Origin of the sequence: Agromyces sp. NPDC057865 (genome assembly GCF_042796995.1) — a bacterium.
Lineage (GTDB): Bacteria > Actinomycetota > Actinomycetes > Actinomycetales > Microbacteriaceae > Agromyces.
Genome location: NZ_JBHVMJ010000003.1, coordinates 727190 through 743462, shown reverse-complemented (window position 1 = coordinate 743462; position 16273 = coordinate 727190). Strand labels below are relative to the sequence as shown.

Genomic DNA, 16273 nt, shown 5'->3' with positions numbered 1-16273 from the left:
GATCCTTCCGACGGGGAACATGATTGGATAGTGGTACTCTCCAATAATAGAGAGTGCAACTATCCAATGCAAGGGAGTCCCGCGATGCGCATCTCCGCCCTCGCCGCGACGGTCGGCCTCCCGGTGGCGACCGTGAAGTACTACCTGCGCGAGGGGCTCCTGCATCCGGGCGTCGCGACCTCTGCGACGCAGGCCAGCTACGACGAGTCGCACGCGCGGCGGCTCCGGCTCATCCGGGCGCTCACCGGCCCGGTCGGACTCAGCGTGCAGCAGGCGCGCACGATCCTCGGCCTCGTCGACGACCCGGGCGACGACCTCTATGCCACGCTCGGCCGCGCCGTGAGCGCCCTGCCGCCGTCGGTCGACGCGGCATCCGATGACGACCCCGACCCGTACCCCCGCGCCCGCGCCGCGCTCGAGGCGCTCGGCCAGGTGTACGACCCGCGCTTCGCCGCCGTCGCGCAGCTCGAGACGGCGCTCGAGGCCGCCGAGGCGGCGGGCATGCCGATCAGCCAGGACCGGCTGCTCGAGTACGGTCGCGGCCTGCGCGATATCGCCGCCTTCGATCTCGAGCGGATGCCGCACGAGCCGCACGCCGCGGTCGAGTACACGGTGCTCGGCACCGCGCTCTACGAGCCCGTGCTGCTCGCGCTCCGGCGGCTCGCGCACCAGGACGTGGCGGCGCAGCGGGACCTGCCGGGCTGACGCGTCCGGGCGGGGCGCGCGCCGGCCCGTCGCGCGAGCTCGGGACGGGTCAACGCCCGAGCAGCCGCGCGAGCGCCGGCAGCTGCCCCGGGTCCTCGAGCGCCGACCCCACCGCGACCGTCCGCACGCCCACGTCGAGGAACGCCCCGGCGTTCGTCGCGTCCATCCCGCCCGTCGCCACGAACCGGGCGCCGGGGAACGGACCCGCCATGGCGCGGAACCAGCCGGGCCCGAGCAGCGACGCCGGGAACGCCTTCAGCCACGTGAGCCCGAGCGCCATGGCGGCCTGCACCTCGCTCGCCGTGGCCACGCCGGGCAGCGGCGGCAGGCCCGCGGCGATCGACGCGCGCACGACGTCGGGGTCGAACCCGGGACTCACAGTGAAGGCGGCGCCGGCGGATGCCGCGAGCTCCACGTGCCGGGCCGACACGACGGTGCCCGCACCCACCGGGCGCCCGTCGGACCGGCCCGCCGCGACGACCGCGGCGAGCGCCTCGACGTCCTCGTCGGACTGGATCGGCAGCTCCACCACGACGATGCCAAGGTCCCACGCGCGCCGGGCGAGCTCGAGGCTGCGCTCCACGCCGAGTCCCCGGAAGATCGCCATGAGCGGTCGGCCGGCGAGGAGCTCGTCGAAGGCGTCGTTCCGGAGCGGCGTCGCGGCGTTCCTGCCGTGGGGGGAGCTGAGGAGCCGGGCCGGCTGCGGGCGCGGCGCCGAGTGCGGTCCCGAGCGCGGGAAGTCGGCGGTGTCGGCCAGCACGACCACGGCGCGCTCGTGCCCAGCACGGAGGCGCTCTGCGGCCGGAGCGTCGTCGAGCCAGGCGTCGAGCCAGCCGGCCGCGAAGGCGTCGCCCGCCCCGACGGCCTCGACGAGCTCGACCGGCAGTGCGGGCACGTGCTCGACGCCGGCCGCGTGGAACTCGGTCGCGCCCACGGCGCCGTCCTTCACGACGAGGTGGGCGGGCTCGGACAGCAGCGCGCGCACGTCCTCCGCGCTCGCGGTGCCCCAGAGCGCCGCGGCCTCGTCGCGCCCGACGAAGACGACGTCGGCGCGCGCCGCGGCCGCGCGCAGGCGGCGCGCCGCGGCATCCGTCGACGGCCAGAGCGCCGCGCGGTGGTTCACGTCGAAGCTCACCGCTGCGCCGGCGGCGTGGGCGGCGTCGACGAGCGCGTCGAAGAGGGCCTCGCACGAGGGCGAGAGCGCCGGCGTGATGCCGCTGACATGCAGCACGCGCACGCCCTCGAACCCGAGGCCGGCGACGAAGTCGGGCCCGAGCCGGGAGGCCGCCGAGCCGCGCCGGTAGTAGTGCACGCCGGCGCCGGGGTCCTTGAGGTAGACACCCGTCGGCGCGCCGGGATCGAAGACGACCCGGCTCGTGTCGACGCCGCGTTCGGCGAGCTGACGCACGAGGCGTCGGCCCAGGGCGTCGTCGCCGACGGCGCCGGCCCAGGCCGCACGACGCCCGAGCGCGGCGAGGTGCGAGGCGACGTTGGCCTCGGCTCCCCCGGCGTCGATGCGGAAGTCGGCGGCCGACTCGAGCGGCTCGGCCGCGGCGGGCGCGACGAGCGCCATGGTCTCTCCGACGGCGAGCACTTCAGCGGGCGTGGTCACGACCCCTATGCTGACGAGTGTGCAGATTCGACGCAAACGCGTTGCAGTATCTGCAACACGGCCGCACGCGAACCGAGAGGACCCGGGATGCCACTGACGTCAGCCCCCATCGACGAGCTCGCCGACGAGGTGCTCACCACGAGCGACACCGGCCTGCCCGAGCGGGCCGCCGGACTGACCGTGCGCGAGTTCCTCGCCACCGGCCCGACTCTCGACGAGTTCTGGACCCCGCTCACCGTGCTCGACGCCGCCGCGCTCACCCGCAATGCCGCGACCATCCAGGCCTGGGCGACCGCACGCGGCATGGAGCTCATGCCGCACGGCAAGACGACGATGGCGCCCGCGCTCTGGTGGCTGCAGCTCGACGCGGGCGCCACGGGCCTGACGCTCGCGACGCCCGGACAGGTGCGCACGGCGCGCTCGTTCGGCGTCGCGAGCATCATGCTCGCCAACGCGCTGGTCGCCCCCCGGGCGCTCGCGTTCATCGCCGCCGAGCTCGCCGACCCCGATTTCACGTTCCGCTCGTGGGTCGACTCGATCGCGACCGTCGAGGCCATGGAACGCGGGCTCGCGGCGACGGATGCCGAGCTCACGCGCCCCATCGACGTGCTCGTCGAGCTCGGGGCCCACGGCGGCCGCACCGGCGCGCGCACGCTCGACGACGCCGAGGCCATCGCCCGGCGCGTCGCCGAGTCGCCCGTGCTCCGCCTTGCGGGCGTCGCCGGCTACGAGGGCAGCCTCGGCCACGACCGGACCGGCCACGCGCTCGTCGCGGTGCGCGACTACCTGTCCGACCTGCTCGAGCTGCACGACACGGTGCGCGACATCGCGGGCGAAGCCGAGCCGCTCATCGTCACGGCGGGCGGCAGCGCCTACCTCGACCTCGTCGCCGACGTCTTCGAGCCGTCGATCGAGGCGGATGCCGCCGCCGGCCGCCGCACGCGCTGGATCCTCCGCTCGGGCGCCTCGCTCCTGCACGACGACGGCTTCTACCACGGCATCTCGCCGCTCGACGCGACGCGGAACCACTCGCACGGACCCACGCTCGTGTCCGCCATGCGCGGGTACGCGCGCGTGGTCTCCCATCCCGAGCCCGGGCTCGCGCTGCTCGACGGCGGCAAGCGCGACTTCCCCTACGACGAGGGGCTGCCCGTGCCGTTCGGCCGCGCCGCGGAGCTCGGGGGGCCCGAGGAGCCGCTCGTCGGGGCATCCGTCAGCGCACTCAACGACCAGCACGCGTTCCTCCGGTCGGCGGGCACGCTTCCCGTCGCGATCGGCGACGTCGTGTCGCTCGGCCTCTCGCACCCGTGCACGGCATTCGACAAGCGCCGCTGGCTCCCCGTCGTCGAGGGCGCGGGCAGCACGCGCGTCGTCGACCTCGTGCGCACGTTCTTCTGAGGCCGGTGCCCGCATGACGATCCTCATCCGCGACGTGCACGTCGTCGACGGCGACGGCGCCTCGCCCGAGCCGCTCGACGTCGTCGTCGCGGGCGAGGTCGTCGACCGCGTCGAGGCGCGCGGCACGACGCGTCCCGAGGCCGTCGACACGGTCATCGCGGGCGACGGGCGGATGCTGCTCCCCGGCTTCGTCGACGCCCACGCACACGCCGACGGGCGCCTCTTCGACCCCGAGGTCCAGCTCGCGCTCCTGCGCCAGGGCGTCACGACCGTCATCGGCGGACAGGACGGCGTCTCGTACGCGCCCGGCGACGGCGCCTATGCGACCGAGTACTTCGCCGCGATCAACGGGCCGCATCCCACGTGGCGGGGCGGCGGCATCCGCGACCTGATCGCGACCTTCGACGGGGCGACCCCGCTCAACGCCGGCGTCCTGGTGCCGGCCGGCACGGTGCGCCACGAGGTCTGCGGCCGGTCGACAGATGCCGCGTCGCCTGCCGAGCTCGACCGGATGCGCACGCTCGTCGCCGAGGGCCTCGCCGACGGCGCGCTCGGGCTCTCGACGGGGCTCGACTACGTGCCCGGGATCTTCGCCGGCACCGACGAGCTGGCCGCCCTCGCCGAGCCGGTCGCCGACGCGGGCGGCGTGGTCGTGTCGCACCTGCGCGGCGGGTACGAGGCGAACTCGGCCGCGGGCGTCGCCGAGCTGGCCGAGATCGGCCGGCGCGCGGGCGTGCCCGTGCACATCTCCCACTTCCACGCCGCGCCGCACATCGTGCACGAGCTGCTCGACGGGCTCGCTGTCTCCGGCGTCGACGCGACGTTCGACGCGTACCCGTACACGCGCGGATGCTCGATCCTCGCCATGCCGATCCTGCCGCCGAGCCTCACCGTGCGCCCCGTCGACGAGGTGCTCGGCGCGCTTCGCGACCCCGTCGAGCGGCAGCGGCTGCTCGGCGAATGGTTCCCGACGATCGTCGACTACCCGAGCCTGGGTCCCGACTGGCCGGGCATGCTCACCCTCGCGCACGTCGCAGCGCCCGAGTACGCATGGACGCTCGGCCGCACGCTCCGCGACGCGGCCCGGGCGGCGGGAACCGACCCGGCGTCCTTCGCGCTCGACGTGCTCGCCGCCTCGCGCCTCGAGGTGAACGTCGTGATGGCGGTGCAGCACGAGCGCTCGCCCGCCGAGCTCGCGTCGATCATCGCGCATCCGCGTGCGATCGGCGGCTCCGACGGCATCTTCGTCGGCGGGCACCCGCACCCGCGCGCCCGCGGCACGTTCGCGCGATACCTCCGCTCGCTCGTGCTCGAGCAGCAGGCGCTCGACTGGGCGGATGCCGCGGCGCTCGTCTCGACGCGCGCCGCCGACCGCTTCGGGCTCGGGGCTCGCGGACGCATCAGGCCTGGGTGGATCGCCGACCTGGTGCTCGTCGACGCCGCCCACGTGCGCGATCGAGCGACGTACGTCGAGCCGCTCGCCCTCGCGGAGGGCATCGAGGACGTGCTGGTCGCCGGGCTGCCGGTGCTGGCGGGCGGCGCGCTCACCGGGGCGACGCCCGGGCGTGGCATCCGTCGGAGCACTCGGCGTTCTGCGACCGAGGGCTCGCGTACCGCCGTCACCTCGACCTCGACGGGGGCCTGACATGTCGCAGAGCGTCATCCGTGCGGCCCGCATCATCGACGCGATCGCGGCCGACCCGCGCACGGTCGCCGAGCTCGCCGAGGCGTTCGGCCTGCACCGTTCCACGATGTTCCGCGAGCTGCAGGCGCTCGAGGAGGTGGGCTGGGTGCGCCGGCGCGGCAACGGCCGCTACACGCTCGGCACCCGGCTCGCGGCGCTCTCGAAGGAGGCGCTCGACTCGCTCGACCTGCGCGAGGTGGGCGCCCAGCACGTCCGACGCCTGCAGCGGCGCACGGGCAACACCGTGCACCTCGCGGCGCTCATGGACCGCTCGATCGTCTACGTCGACAAGGCCGAGGACGAGTCGGGCGTGCGCATGTACTCGCGCATCGGCAAGGCGGTCGTCCCGTACTGCTCCGCGGTGGGCAAGGCCATCCTTGCGGACCTCGGCCCTGCCGGGCGCGACGCCGTGCTCGACGGCGTCACCTGGCAGCGGTTCACCGAGCACACCATCGCGACTCGCGACGCCCTCGACCGCGAGCTCGCCGTCGTCGCCGCCCGCGGCTGGGCGGTCGACGACCGCGAGTTCGAGCCCTACGTGAACTGCGTCGCAGTGCCGATCCACACGTCGCTCGGCGTCGTCGGCGCGATCTCCGTCACCGCGATCCGCGTCGTGGCGGACCTCGACCACCTGAAGACATACCTGCCCGCCCTGCGCGAGACGGCAGACCTCATCGCGCGGGAGCTCGGCTGAGGCATCCGCCCGACCATCGCCCACGACCACCCACCGAACCGGAGGAACCATGTCCAAGACCGCCGTCACCCTGTCGAACGCGCCCAAGCCCGCCGGGCCCTACAGCCACGGCGTCGTCGCCAACGGCTTCCTGTTCACCGCGGGCTTCGGTCCGCAGGACCCGGCGACCGGGCAGGTCGTCGAGGGCGGCGTGCGCGAGCAGACCCGGCAGGTGCTCCGCAACATCGGCGCCGTGCTCGCCGAGTACGGGCTCGACTTCGACGACGTCGTCAAGGTGACCGCGCACCTCGAGGACCTCGCCGACTTCGCGGAGTACAACGAGGCCTACGCCGAGTTCTTCACCGAGCCGTACCCCGTTCGCACGACCGTGGGCTCGCGCCTCGCGAGCATCCTCGTCGAGATCGACGTGGTGGCGGCGCTGCGGGAGGGGTGAGCCGGCTCCTGCCGCCCGCGGCCCGGTGGAAACGCATGAGAATCCGCGTCATGCATCCCCTGCGGGGCTCATGACCCGGATGCTCATGCATTCGCGTTCAGGCGATGCCGCCGCCGTCCACCACGAGCGCCGAGCCGGTCACGTAGCTGGACTCGTCACTTGCCAGCCACACCACGGCCGCTGCGATCTCGCGCGGTTCGCCCATGCGCTGGAGCGGCCGGTCGGCGGCCTCCGCGAGGAACGCGTCGGCATCCTGCGACAGCTGCCTGGCCTCGTCGCGGAGCATCCCCGTGTTCACGTCTCCGGGGTTCACCGAGTTGACGCGGATGCCCTGCGGGCCGTGGTCGATCGCGAGCGCGCGGGTCATGTTCACGACCGCGCCCTTCGACGCGCAGTAGGAGATCGCCCGGCCTCCGCCCTTCAGGCCCCAGCCGGAGCCCGTGTTGACGATCGATCCGCCGCCTGCCGACGCCATGACCGGCACGACGTGCTTGCACATGAGGAAGATCGAGCGCACGTTGACGCCGAAGACGCGGTCCCATTCCTCGACGGTCGTCTCGACGGCGGTGGTGCGCCGGATGATGCCCGCATTGTTGAAGACGACGTTCACGCCGCCGAGCTCCGCGACGGTCGTCGCGACGACGCGTTCGATGTCGGACTCGCTCGAGACATCCGCCGCGATCGCGATCGCGACGCCACCGGCGTCCCGGATCTCGGCGGCGACCGCCTCGGCCGCCTCGGCGTTCAGGTCGACGACGGCGACCGCGGCGCCCTCGGCCGCGAGCGCGAGCGAGGTGGCGCGGCCGATGCCGCCGGCGCCTCCAGTGACGATGGCCTGCTTGTTCTCAAGGCGCATGGCCTTCTCCTTCGTGTTCCGGTGCATGGACGGGATAGATGCTGGTGGTGGCGGAGCCGGTGATGACGCGGACGTACCCGGCGAGCCCGACGTCCACCTCGGCGTCGCCGGTGTCGACGAGGAGCGGACGGCCGCCCAGGTCGATGAGCTTCTGCTCGGGCGCGACGACCACGACCGGGTCGTCGCCGAGCGCGCGGATGACGCGCGCGGAGAGCTGCTGGTTGCCGCGACCGAGCAGGAATCCCTGCCCGCCGATGACCGAGACCATGGCCTTGGCGGGGCCGGCGGCCAGCTGCTCGAGCAGGTCGGACTCCGAGGCGCCGGCCTGCACCACCCGGCCGTCGAGCACCACGTCGACGCCGAGCGGCGTCTTCGAGATCCCGAGCTCCCGCGCGACCTCGGCCATCGTGCCGCCCGGCCCGAGCAGGTAGCGCACGCCCGGCCGCATCGCGGATGCCGCGCCCCGTGCCGCACCCGCGACGGCCGCCCGCTCGCCGGCGGGCGTCGCGGCCTTTCGCGACTGGGTGCGGCCCGGACGCGTCGGCACGGCGAGGACGCCGAAGAGGCGCGGCTCGACGCGGGCTCGACGGAGCGCCTCCTCGTCGACGTCGAGCACCTCGCGCTCGTGCACCGGGAGCCCGCGACCGTCGGCGGCGAGCCAGGCGGCCGCGAGGCCGCCCGCCGCCCGCGGACTCACGGCGAACACGGGCGAGTACATCTTCACGCCGGCCGGGATGCCGAGGGCCGAAACGTCGGTCGACAGCGCCGTCGCGACGTCGCGAGCCGTGCCGTCGCCGCCCGCGAAGAGCACGAGCGACGCCCCCGCGTCGGCGAGGGCACGCGCGGCCGCGACGGTGTCGGCAGGGCTCGTCGGCGTGACGGGCCGGGAGACCACGATCGGATCGAGTCCCGCCCGACGGACGACGTCCTCCCCCATCGGCCCTGCCGCCGTGAGCACGGATGCCCCGGGCCGGGCGTCGGCGACGACGGCGAGCGCGGCGAGCGCCCGATCCCCGGCCCGCGGCGTCGCGCCCCGCTCGACGGCGTGGCGCTGCACCGCGTCCCCGTCGCTGCCGGCGAGCCCCGCGGGCCCGCCGACACCGGCGACCGGATTGACGATGAGTCCGAGCATGGTCAGGCGGCGGTCCCGCCGAAGTACTTGCGTCGGTAGGCGCGCCACGTGATGGCCCAGCGATCGGGGTCGTCGAGGTCGTCGTGGTGGGTGTGGTGCACGGTCTGGCGGTGCGGCGCGGTGCGCACGGTCTCGGGCTCCTCGCGCGCCTCGCGGGCGACCTCCGCGAGGACCGCGGCGTACTCGTCGAGCTCCGCCATCGAGTAGGACTCGGTGGGCTCGAGGGTGAACGGCTGCGGCACGACGTAGGGGTGGTGGCTCGTCCAGTAGTGCATGCCGAAGTCGCTGGCCCGCACGCCGATCTCCTCGGACGTGATCCCGGTCTCCTCGTGGAGCTCCTGCCACGAGTAGCGCACCTGCTCGATCCGTCGCCGGCCGACGGCGTACGGCGCCGACGCCCCCGGGATCTCGAGCACCTTCTTCATCAGGTAGTTGTTGTTCAGCACGGCGGTCTCGGCGACCGCCCGCAGGCCGGGCGTCCCGAGCGCCATCAGCCACGCGTAGGCCCGCACGATGTTCGGGATCACGCCGTGGAACGGCGCGACCGAGCCGATCGACGCCGGCCCCGCCTCCTCGACGACGAACCGGTCGCGGTCGCGGACAACCCGTGGGCCGGGCAGGAAGCGGGCGAGTGCCGCGCTCACCGCGTTCGCCCCGGCGCCCGGCCCGCCGCATCCGTGCGGGGTGCCGAACGTCTTGTGCAGGTTGAAGTGGCACACGTCGAATCCGGCGTCTCGCGCACGCGTGATGCCGAGGATGCCGTTCGCGTTCGCCTGGTCGTACGAGGCGAGGGCGCCGACCGCGTGCGCCGCGTCGACCCATTCCCGGATCGCGGGGTTGTAGATGCCCGTGTCCTCGGGATTGGTGACCATGATGGCGGCGGTTCGCGGCGACAGCGCGAGACGCAGGGCCGCGAGGTCGGGGTACCCGTCGGCGTCGGGATGCAGCGTGATGACGTCGTAGCCCGCGGCCTTCGCGGCGGCCGCGTTCGACGGGTGGCTGAAGATCGTCGTGATGACCTCGCGGCGCACCTCCCCCTCGCCGTTGGCCTCGTGGTACGCCCGGATCATCGCGATGTTCGCCCAGATCGCCGCCGACCCGCCCTGGGTGTGCAGCGACACCTCGTCCATGCCCGAGATCTCGGCCAGCATCCGCTCGGTGCGCCACACGATCTCGAGCACGCCCTGCGCGTCGTCGGCGTCCTGCAGGGGATGCATCGCGGTGAGGTCGGGCGTCGAGACGAGTCGCTCGTTCACCTTCGGCGCGTACTTCATCGTGCACGTGCCCTGCCCGACGTCGACGTTGAGGTCGGCACCGAGCGTCTCCTGCGAAAGGCGCAGGTAGTGCTTGAGGACGCGCATCTGGCCGAGCTCGGGGAGGGCGGGCGGGGTGGTGCGGCGCAGTCCGTCGGGCAGGGCGCCGACCACGTCGCCCACTTCGGCCCGCACGTCGCGTTCGACCGGGGGAACGGCCACGCCGCGTTCGCCGGGCGTCGAGAGCTCGAAGACGAGGGGCTCGTCCCACCTCGCCTGGTGGAACCGGCGGATGCCCGGCTTGGGGGCGATGGGGAGGCTCATGCGTTCTGCTCCTGGAGGGCGTGGATGGGTGCGGATGCCGGGTGGCGGTGCGTCTGGACGAGTGCATCGAGCTCGGCGGCCAGCCGGTCGATGTCCGCCTGGTTCGTCATCTCGGTGACGCAGACGAGGAGGCGGTACTCGTCGACCGGGACGCCGGGCTCGATGCCGTGCGCGCGGAGCGCCTCGACGACGTCGGCCGAGCCGAGGCCGGTGGCGGCCAGGTCGACGGTGAACTCGCGCAGGTGGGTCGCAGCGTCGCCGAGCTCGACTCCGGGGATCGCGGCGAGGCGCTGCTGCGCGTACCGGGTGCGCGCGAGCAGCAGTTCGCCGAGCTCGCGCATCCCCTGCGGGCCCATGAGCGCCAGGTAGACGCCGGCGGCGATGCCCCACAGGGCGGCCGCGGTGCCGACCCACTCCTTGCCCTCTTCGCGGAGGGCGAAGGAGGTGCGGTCGTACGCGACGTCGCCGAATCCGTACTCGCCCGGCACGTCGGTGGCGGCGAGACCGAAGAGGCGTGAGGGCATCTCCATGATGAAGCGGGGGTCGTCGTGCACGGCGATGAACCCGCCGTGCGCGCCCCCGTACCACTGGTGCAGCCCGAGCGACTGGATGTCGCCGCAGACGATGTCCGCCCCGTGCACGGCCGGCGGGGTGAGCACGCCGTAGCCGATCGGATCGGTGCCGACCACGAGCACGGCACCGGCGGCATGCGCCGCGACGGCGATCTCGCCGAGTCTCGCCTCGAGCGCGCCCGTGCAGCTCGGGGTCTCGACCCACACCGCGGCGACGTCGTCGCCGAGCCGCGACGCGAGGCCGGGGACATCCGCGACGCCGTCGACCGTCGGCACGAACTCGAGGTCCAGGTGCACGCGCACGAAGTCGTGCACCTTCGACAGCTTCGCGGGCAGCACGTCGCTCGCGACGAGGATGCGACGGCGTCCCGACATGCGACCGGCCATCGACAGCGCCGTCGCCGTGGCCTGGTACCCGTCGTAGGTGGGAACGTTGACGACGTCCATCTCGAGGAGCTCGGCCATGAGCGACTGGTACTGGAAGAGCGCCTGGAAGCGACCGTGATCCTCGTACGGCTCCCCCGCGTAGGCGGTGAGGAACTCGCTGCGCCCGATCACCTCGTCGACGACCGCCGGCACGTAGTGGTGGTACGTGCCCGCGCCGAGGAAGCTCAGCCGCCGCCGTGTCGAGGTGTTCTTCGCGAGCAGGCCCTCGACGTGCCGGGCGAGGTCCTGTTCGGCGACGAGCGGCTCGGGCAGGTCGAGCGGGCGGTCGAGGCGCAGGTCGGCGGGGACGTCGGCGTAGAACTCGTCGACGGATGCCGCGCCGACGGCGGCGAGCATCGCGGCCCTCGACTCGGGCGCGGTGTTGGGGATGTACGGATGGACGAAGGGATCGGTCATGGTGCCTCAGTCGGTGGTGTCGGACAGGGTGATGAAGGGCGCCGTCTCGGCGCGCGGGGTGGCGAGCACGGCGGCGCCGTACCGGCCGAGCTCGAGCCGGCCCGTCGAGTGGATGCCGGTGAGCAGGTCGACGGCGCCTTCGGGCACGTCGACCGCGAGGTCGCCGCGCCCATGGTTCAGCACGAACGTGTAGTCGGTGGTGTCGTCGGACCGCGTGACGGCCTCGAGATCGGCGTCGGTGCGCGCGCGGGCCGGGAGGCCCGCCGAGTCGAGCACGTCGCGGAAGAGCGCGATCATGCCGGCCGGCTCGAGCGCGGCGCTCAGGTACCAGGCACCGCCGCCGCCCGCCGCCGCACGCCGTCGCGTCACCGCCGGACGCCCGTCGAGCTCGCCCGACGCATAGCGCGCGAGGACCTCGGTGCCGCCGTGCGGCTCGATCCATTCGCCCCACACCTCGGTCGAGAAGCCGACGCCTCGGTCGAGGAACCGCACCTGCTCGGTGCGCCCGTCGGGAACCGGCCAGTGCTCGTCGACCTCGATGCCGAGCAGCTCGCGGAGCGGCCCCGGCGCGCCGCCGTCGTGCACCTTCTCGGTCGCGTCGACGACCCCCGAGAACGGACCGACCACGAGCTGGCCGCCTCGCGCGACGAAGTCGGCGAGCGCGTTTGCCTGTGCGGCATCCGCGATGTAGAGGTTCGGCACCACGACGACGTCGTACGCGTCGAACGGACCGGTGGCGCGCACGGTGTCGACGGGATGGCCCAGCATGTAGAGGGCGGCGTTCCACGCTCGAGCCTGCCCGAGCCAGTCGAGGCGCTGCGACGGCAGCGACTCGGCGGCCGACGAGCCCCACCAGGAGTCCCAGTCGACGACGAGCGCGACGCGCGCACGGACGCGGGTGCCGCGGACGACCTCGAGGCGTTGCAGCTCGGCCCCGAACGCCTTCGTCTCCTGGAACGAGCGCGAGGCCTCGCCGCGATGGCCGAGCATCGCCGAGTGGAACTTCTCCTGGCCGTACCTCGCCTGCCGCCACTGGAAGAACATCGCGCCGTCCGAGCCGTGCGCGATGGCCTGCAGGCTGTCGATGCGCATCTGCCCCGGCGCCTTCGGCACGTTCACGTCGCGCCAGCTGACCGCGCTCGCGGCCTGCTCGAGCAGCAGCCACGGCTGCCCGCCCTTCAGCGAGCGCATGAGCCCGTAGTTCAGCGCGGCCGGCACATGCGCGAGCGGATCGGCGGGGTCCGGGTAGGCGTCATCGGTCACGAGGTCCTCCGCGGCGGCGAACTCCCAGTAGTCGAGGTCGCGCAGGAGGCTCATGAAGTTCGTCGTCACCGCGACGTCGGGCGTGACCTCCCGCAGCACGTCGACCTCGATCCGGAACAGCTCGAGGAGCGCATCGGAGGAGAACCGCTCGAAGTCGAGCAGCTGCGTGGGGTTGACCGGGCCCGTGGCACGGCGAGGCACCTCGACGTGGGCCCATGCGGTGTAGCGCTGTCCCCACACGTTCACGCCCCAGGCCTCGTTCAGCCCGTCGAGGTCGCCGTAGCGCGCCTCGAGCCAGCGGCGGAAGTGCGCGGACGACTCGGGGCACCAGCACCGGGAGACGTGGTCGCCGTACTCGTTCGAGACGTGCCAGAGCGCGAGCGCGGGGTGCTCGCCGTAGCGCTCCGCCATCGCGCGGGCCATGCGTGCGACGTGCTCGCGCCAGACCGGCGAGCTCGGGCAGTACGCCTGGCGCGACCCGAACTCGAGCCGAAGGCCGTCGGCGTCCCACGGCAGCATCTCGGGATGACGGCGGATGAGCCACGACGGCGGGGTCGCGGTCGCGGTCGCGAGGTCGATCTTGACTCCCGCGTCCCACAGCACCTCGATGACCCGGTCGAGCCAGCCCCAGTCGTACACGCCCGGCTCCGGCTCGAGCTGCGGCCACGAGAACACGGGCAGGCTCACGAGGTTGACCCCCGCTTCCCGCATGAGCCGCGCATCCTCGCGCCAGACGTCCTCCGGCCACTGGTCGGGGTTGTAGTCGCCGCCGTAGGCGAGCGCGTCGAGTCGGATGCTCCGCGGGGTGTCGTCGGCCACGCCGTCTCCTCTCTGAGTGCTCGCGATCCTTTACAGCCGCGATTGCGGACTGTATTCTGTATACAGACACCGTATGCCGGATGCCGGGGCCGGTCAAGCCCTAGGCTGACCGCAATGGCCGAGGGGCCTGGAGGACTTGATGGCGATCGAACGCAAGACGCTGCGCGCTCAGGTGCGCGAGGAGCTGCTCGCGCGGATGCGTGCTGGTGACGTGCAGCCGGGCGAGGGCATCAACGAGGTGCAGCTCGCGAACGAGCTCGGCGTCAGCCGCACTCCCCTTCGCGAGGCCCTCATCGCGCTCGAGAGCGAAGGGCAGATCGCGAGCGAGAACGGCAAGGGATTCCGCTTCGTCCCGCTCAGCGCCCAGGAGTTCGAGGACCTCGCCCCCGTGATGGCGGCGCTCGAGAGCCTCGCTCTGGAGCTCAGCCCCGTCGACGGGCTGCGCGCCATCGGCCGGCGCCTGGCGGCCCTCGCTGCGGAGTTCGACCAGGAGGTCGTCGAGCATGCGCTGGTCGTCTCGAAGGACGACGAATGGCACGGGATCATGCTCTCGGCGTGCCCGAACCAGCGACTCCTCGACGTGATCGCGAACGTGCGCGGTGCATTCCACCGGTACGAGTCCCTCCTCGTGCCGAACGACGTGATGATCGAGCGCGTCGCCGCCGAGCACGCCGAGATCGCCGACCACCTCGCCGAGGGTGACGTGCCGGGGGCCGTCGAGGCCCTCAAGGCGAACTGGATGAACGGGATGCGGCGCATCCTCGACAACGCCTCGAGCACGTACTTCAGCGCCTGACGCCGGCGTGGGTCGCGCCGGCGTGAGGCGCCGGATCGCGACCCCTCGCCGGTCGCGTGAGCGCATCAGCCCTTGACCGCTCCGCCCAGCAGGCCCGACACGAACTGCTTCTGGAACACCAGGAACAGCAGCATCAGCGGCAGCGTGGCGAGGAGCGATCCGAGCATCAGTCCGGAGTAGTCGACCCGCGACATCCCGATCATGGTGTTGAGCGCCACCGGGACCGTGTACCGGTCCTCCGTGTTCAGCATGAGCAGCGGCCAGATGAACGCGTTCCACTGGCTGATGAAGGTGTAGATCACGAGGGCGGCGATCTGCGGCCGGGCCACGGGCAGCACGATCCGGTAGAAGGTGCGGAACTCGTTCGCCCCGTCGATGCGCGCCGCCTCGATCAGGGACACCGGGAAGTCGAGGAAGCCCTGGCGCATGAGGAAGATCCCGAACGCATTCGCGAGGAACGGCAGGACGACCGCCTGGTAGCTGTCGATCCATCCGGCGCTCGCCATCATCTGGAACAGCGGCACGAGCAGCACCTGCATCGGGATCATCATCGTCACGAGCACGACGCCGAGCAGGATGCTCCGGCCCCGGAACCGGTACGTCGCGAGGCCGTAGCCGCACATGATGCTGACGATCGAGCTGAACACCGTGTAGACCACCGCGATCGCGAAGCTGTTGAACATGACCTGGCTGAAGTTCACGGACTCCTGGAGGCGCGCGAGGTTCTCCCACAGCGCTCCGCCGGGCGTGACGGGCAACGGCGTGCCGAACAGGTCGGAGGTCTCGTGCGTCGAGGCGATGATCATCCAGCAGAACGGCAGCACCGAGAGCACGGCGGCGATCGCGAGCACGACGTACACGGGCGCGCGCAGGATGCCTCGTCGCACCGCGATCGCCGCGGATCCGGTCGCGGTCTCGAGCCGCGGCGTCGACTCGGGCGTCTCCGCCGGCGCTGACGTGGTGGCGGTGCTCATGGCTTCTCCCTCATCAGTCGGAACTGCACGACGGCGATGATCGCGGTGAGCGCCACGAGGAGCCACGCGATCGCCGAGGCGTAGCCGAAGTCGAATTGCCGGAATCCGACCTTGTACAGGTACAGGACCGGGGTCAGCGTGGCGTCGTTCGGGCCGCCCTCGGTGAGGATGAAGTTCTCGTCGAAGAGCTGGAGCGCCCCGATGGTCGACGTCACCGTCGTGAAGATCAGCACCGGCCGCAGTTGCGGGATGACCACCTTCGTGAAGATCTGCCATCGACCGGCGCCGTCGATGCGTGCGGCCTCGTAGAGCTCGGCCGGGATCGACTGGAGCCCCGCGAGGATGATGACCATGTTGTAGCCCGTCCAGCGCCACGTGATCGCGGCGATCAGGGCGACGCGCGCCCACCACTCGTTGTTCAGCCAGTCGATCGGAGCGACGCCGACGAACCCGAGCAGCTGGTTCACGGCGCCGCCGTCGGTGGCGAGCATCACGCGGAAGACGACGGCGTACGCCACGAGCGTCGTGACCGCGGGCAGGAAGGCGAGCAGCCGGAACCCCGACCGGAACCGCAGCCACGTCTGGTTCAGGAGGTACGCGAGTCCGACCGCGAGGCCGATCATGAGCGGTACCTGGATCACGAGGATGATGCCGGCGTTCACCAGGCTCTTGCCGATGAGCGGGTCCCGGAAGAGGCGCGCATACTGCTCGAGTCCGACCCAGGTCGAGATCCCGCCCGACGTCGCGAAGAAGCTCTGCCACAGCGAGGACACCAGCGGGTAGGTGAAGAAGACGACGAGGAGCACGACGGCGGGGAGCACGAACCACGCCCCCGGACGCTGGAGCCTGCGCCCCAGCGTCCGACGGCGCGCGGTGGTCTCCGCCTCGCGCACGGCCAGGGCGGTGACGGCCATG

General features: G+C 72.6%; 14 protein-coding genes. 6 read left to right on the top strand and 8 right to left on the bottom strand.

Annotated elements, in window-relative coordinates; translation table 11 throughout:
* Positions 1–84 precede the first annotated feature (84 nt).
* On the top strand, positions 85–705 hold the full coding sequence (locus ACFVN5_RS16370; RefSeq protein WP_376956303.1) for a MerR family transcriptional regulator: 621 nt from the start codon (positions 85–87) through the stop codon (positions 703–705).
* Between the two features lie 49 nt (positions 706–754).
* Here the strand turns inward: ACFVN5_RS16370 and ACFVN5_RS16365 are convergent, their stop codons facing one another.
* On the bottom strand, positions 755–2317 hold the full coding sequence (locus ACFVN5_RS16365; protein ID WP_376956302.1) for a PfkB family carbohydrate kinase: 1563 nt from the start codon (positions 2315–2317) through the stop codon (positions 755–757).
* An 87-nt stretch (positions 2318–2404) separates the two neighbouring features.
* Between ACFVN5_RS16365 and ACFVN5_RS16360 the strand changes: the two genes are divergently transcribed.
* Genes ACFVN5_RS16360 through ACFVN5_RS16345 form a run of 4 tightly spaced genes read left to right on the top strand, consistent with a single transcriptional unit; the run spans position 2405 to position 6526 of the window.
* Positions 2405–3715, top strand: a complete 1311-nt coding sequence (locus ACFVN5_RS16360; protein ID WP_376956301.1) for an alanine racemase — start codon at positions 2405–2407, stop codon at positions 3713–3715.
* A gap of 13 nt (positions 3716–3728) precedes the next feature.
* A complete protein-coding gene (locus ACFVN5_RS16355; RefSeq protein WP_376956300.1) occupies positions 3729–5360 on the top strand; it encodes an amidohydrolase family protein in 1632 nt (543 codons plus the stop codon).
* A gap of 1 nt (position 5361) precedes the next feature.
* Positions 5362–6093, top strand: coding sequence for an IclR family transcriptional regulator (locus ACFVN5_RS16350; protein ID WP_376956299.1), 732 nt, complete (start codon positions 5362–5364; stop codon positions 6091–6093).
* 49 nt (positions 6094–6142) lie between these two features.
* Complete coding sequence (locus tag ACFVN5_RS16345; RefSeq protein WP_376956298.1) at positions 6143–6526, top strand: RidA family protein; 384 nt, start codon at positions 6143–6145, stop codon at positions 6524–6526.
* 97 nt (positions 6527–6623) lie between these two features.
* On the opposite strand, the gene ACFVN5_RS16340 is transcribed toward ACFVN5_RS16345, so the two are convergent.
* Genes ACFVN5_RS16340 through ACFVN5_RS16320 form a run of 5 tightly spaced genes read right to left on the bottom strand, consistent with a single transcriptional unit; the run spans position 6624 to position 13588 of the window.
* On the bottom strand, positions 6624–7382 hold the full coding sequence (locus tag ACFVN5_RS16340; RefSeq protein ID WP_376956297.1) for an SDR family NAD(P)-dependent oxidoreductase: 759 nt from the start codon (positions 7380–7382) through the stop codon (positions 6624–6626).
* The gene (locus tag ACFVN5_RS16335; protein WP_376956296.1) at positions 7372–8514 is read right to left on the bottom strand and encodes an ATP-NAD kinase family protein; all 1143 of its coding nucleotides are present in this window, start codon (positions 8512–8514) and stop codon (positions 7372–7374) included. The genes ACFVN5_RS16340 and ACFVN5_RS16335 overlap by 11 nt, the downstream gene beginning before the upstream one ends.
* 2 nt (positions 8515–8516) lie before the next feature.
* Positions 8517–10091 (bottom strand): aminomethyl-transferring glycine dehydrogenase subunit GcvPB, encoded by a 1575-nt coding sequence (gene gcvPB / locus ACFVN5_RS16330; RefSeq protein ID WP_376956295.1) that lies wholly within the window; start codon positions 10089–10091, stop codon positions 8517–8519.
* On the bottom strand, positions 10088–11506 hold the full coding sequence (gcvPA, locus tag ACFVN5_RS16325) for an aminomethyl-transferring glycine dehydrogenase subunit GcvPA (protein ID WP_376956294.1): 1419 nt from the start codon (positions 11504–11506) through the stop codon (positions 10088–10090). The genes gcvPB and gcvPA overlap by 4 nt, the downstream gene beginning before the upstream one ends.
* A gap of 6 nt (positions 11507–11512) precedes the next feature.
* Positions 11513–13588 carry a beta-galactosidase gene (locus tag ACFVN5_RS16320; protein WP_376956293.1) on the bottom strand — a complete coding sequence of 692 codons (2076 nt, stop codon included), beginning with the start codon at positions 13586–13588 and terminating at the stop codon, positions 11513–11515.
* A gap of 139 nt (positions 13589–13727) precedes the next feature.
* On the opposite strand from ACFVN5_RS16320, the gene ACFVN5_RS16315 reads away from it, so the two are divergent.
* The gene (locus ACFVN5_RS16315; protein WP_376956292.1) at positions 13728–14384 is read left to right on the top strand and encodes a GntR family transcriptional regulator; all 657 of its coding nucleotides are present in this window, start codon (positions 13728–13730) and stop codon (positions 14382–14384) included.
* Between the two features lie 65 nt (positions 14385–14449).
* Here the strand turns inward: ACFVN5_RS16315 and ACFVN5_RS16310 are convergent, their stop codons facing one another.
* A complete protein-coding gene (locus ACFVN5_RS16310) occupies positions 14450–15358 on the bottom strand; it encodes a carbohydrate ABC transporter permease (RefSeq protein ID WP_376956291.1) in 909 nt (302 codons plus the stop codon).
* Entirely contained in the window at positions 15355–16272 is a 918-nt protein-coding gene (locus ACFVN5_RS16305; RefSeq protein WP_376956290.1) for a carbohydrate ABC transporter permease, read from the bottom strand. The genes ACFVN5_RS16310 and ACFVN5_RS16305 overlap by 4 nt, the downstream gene beginning before the upstream one ends.
* Position 16273: the final 1 nt, after the last annotated feature.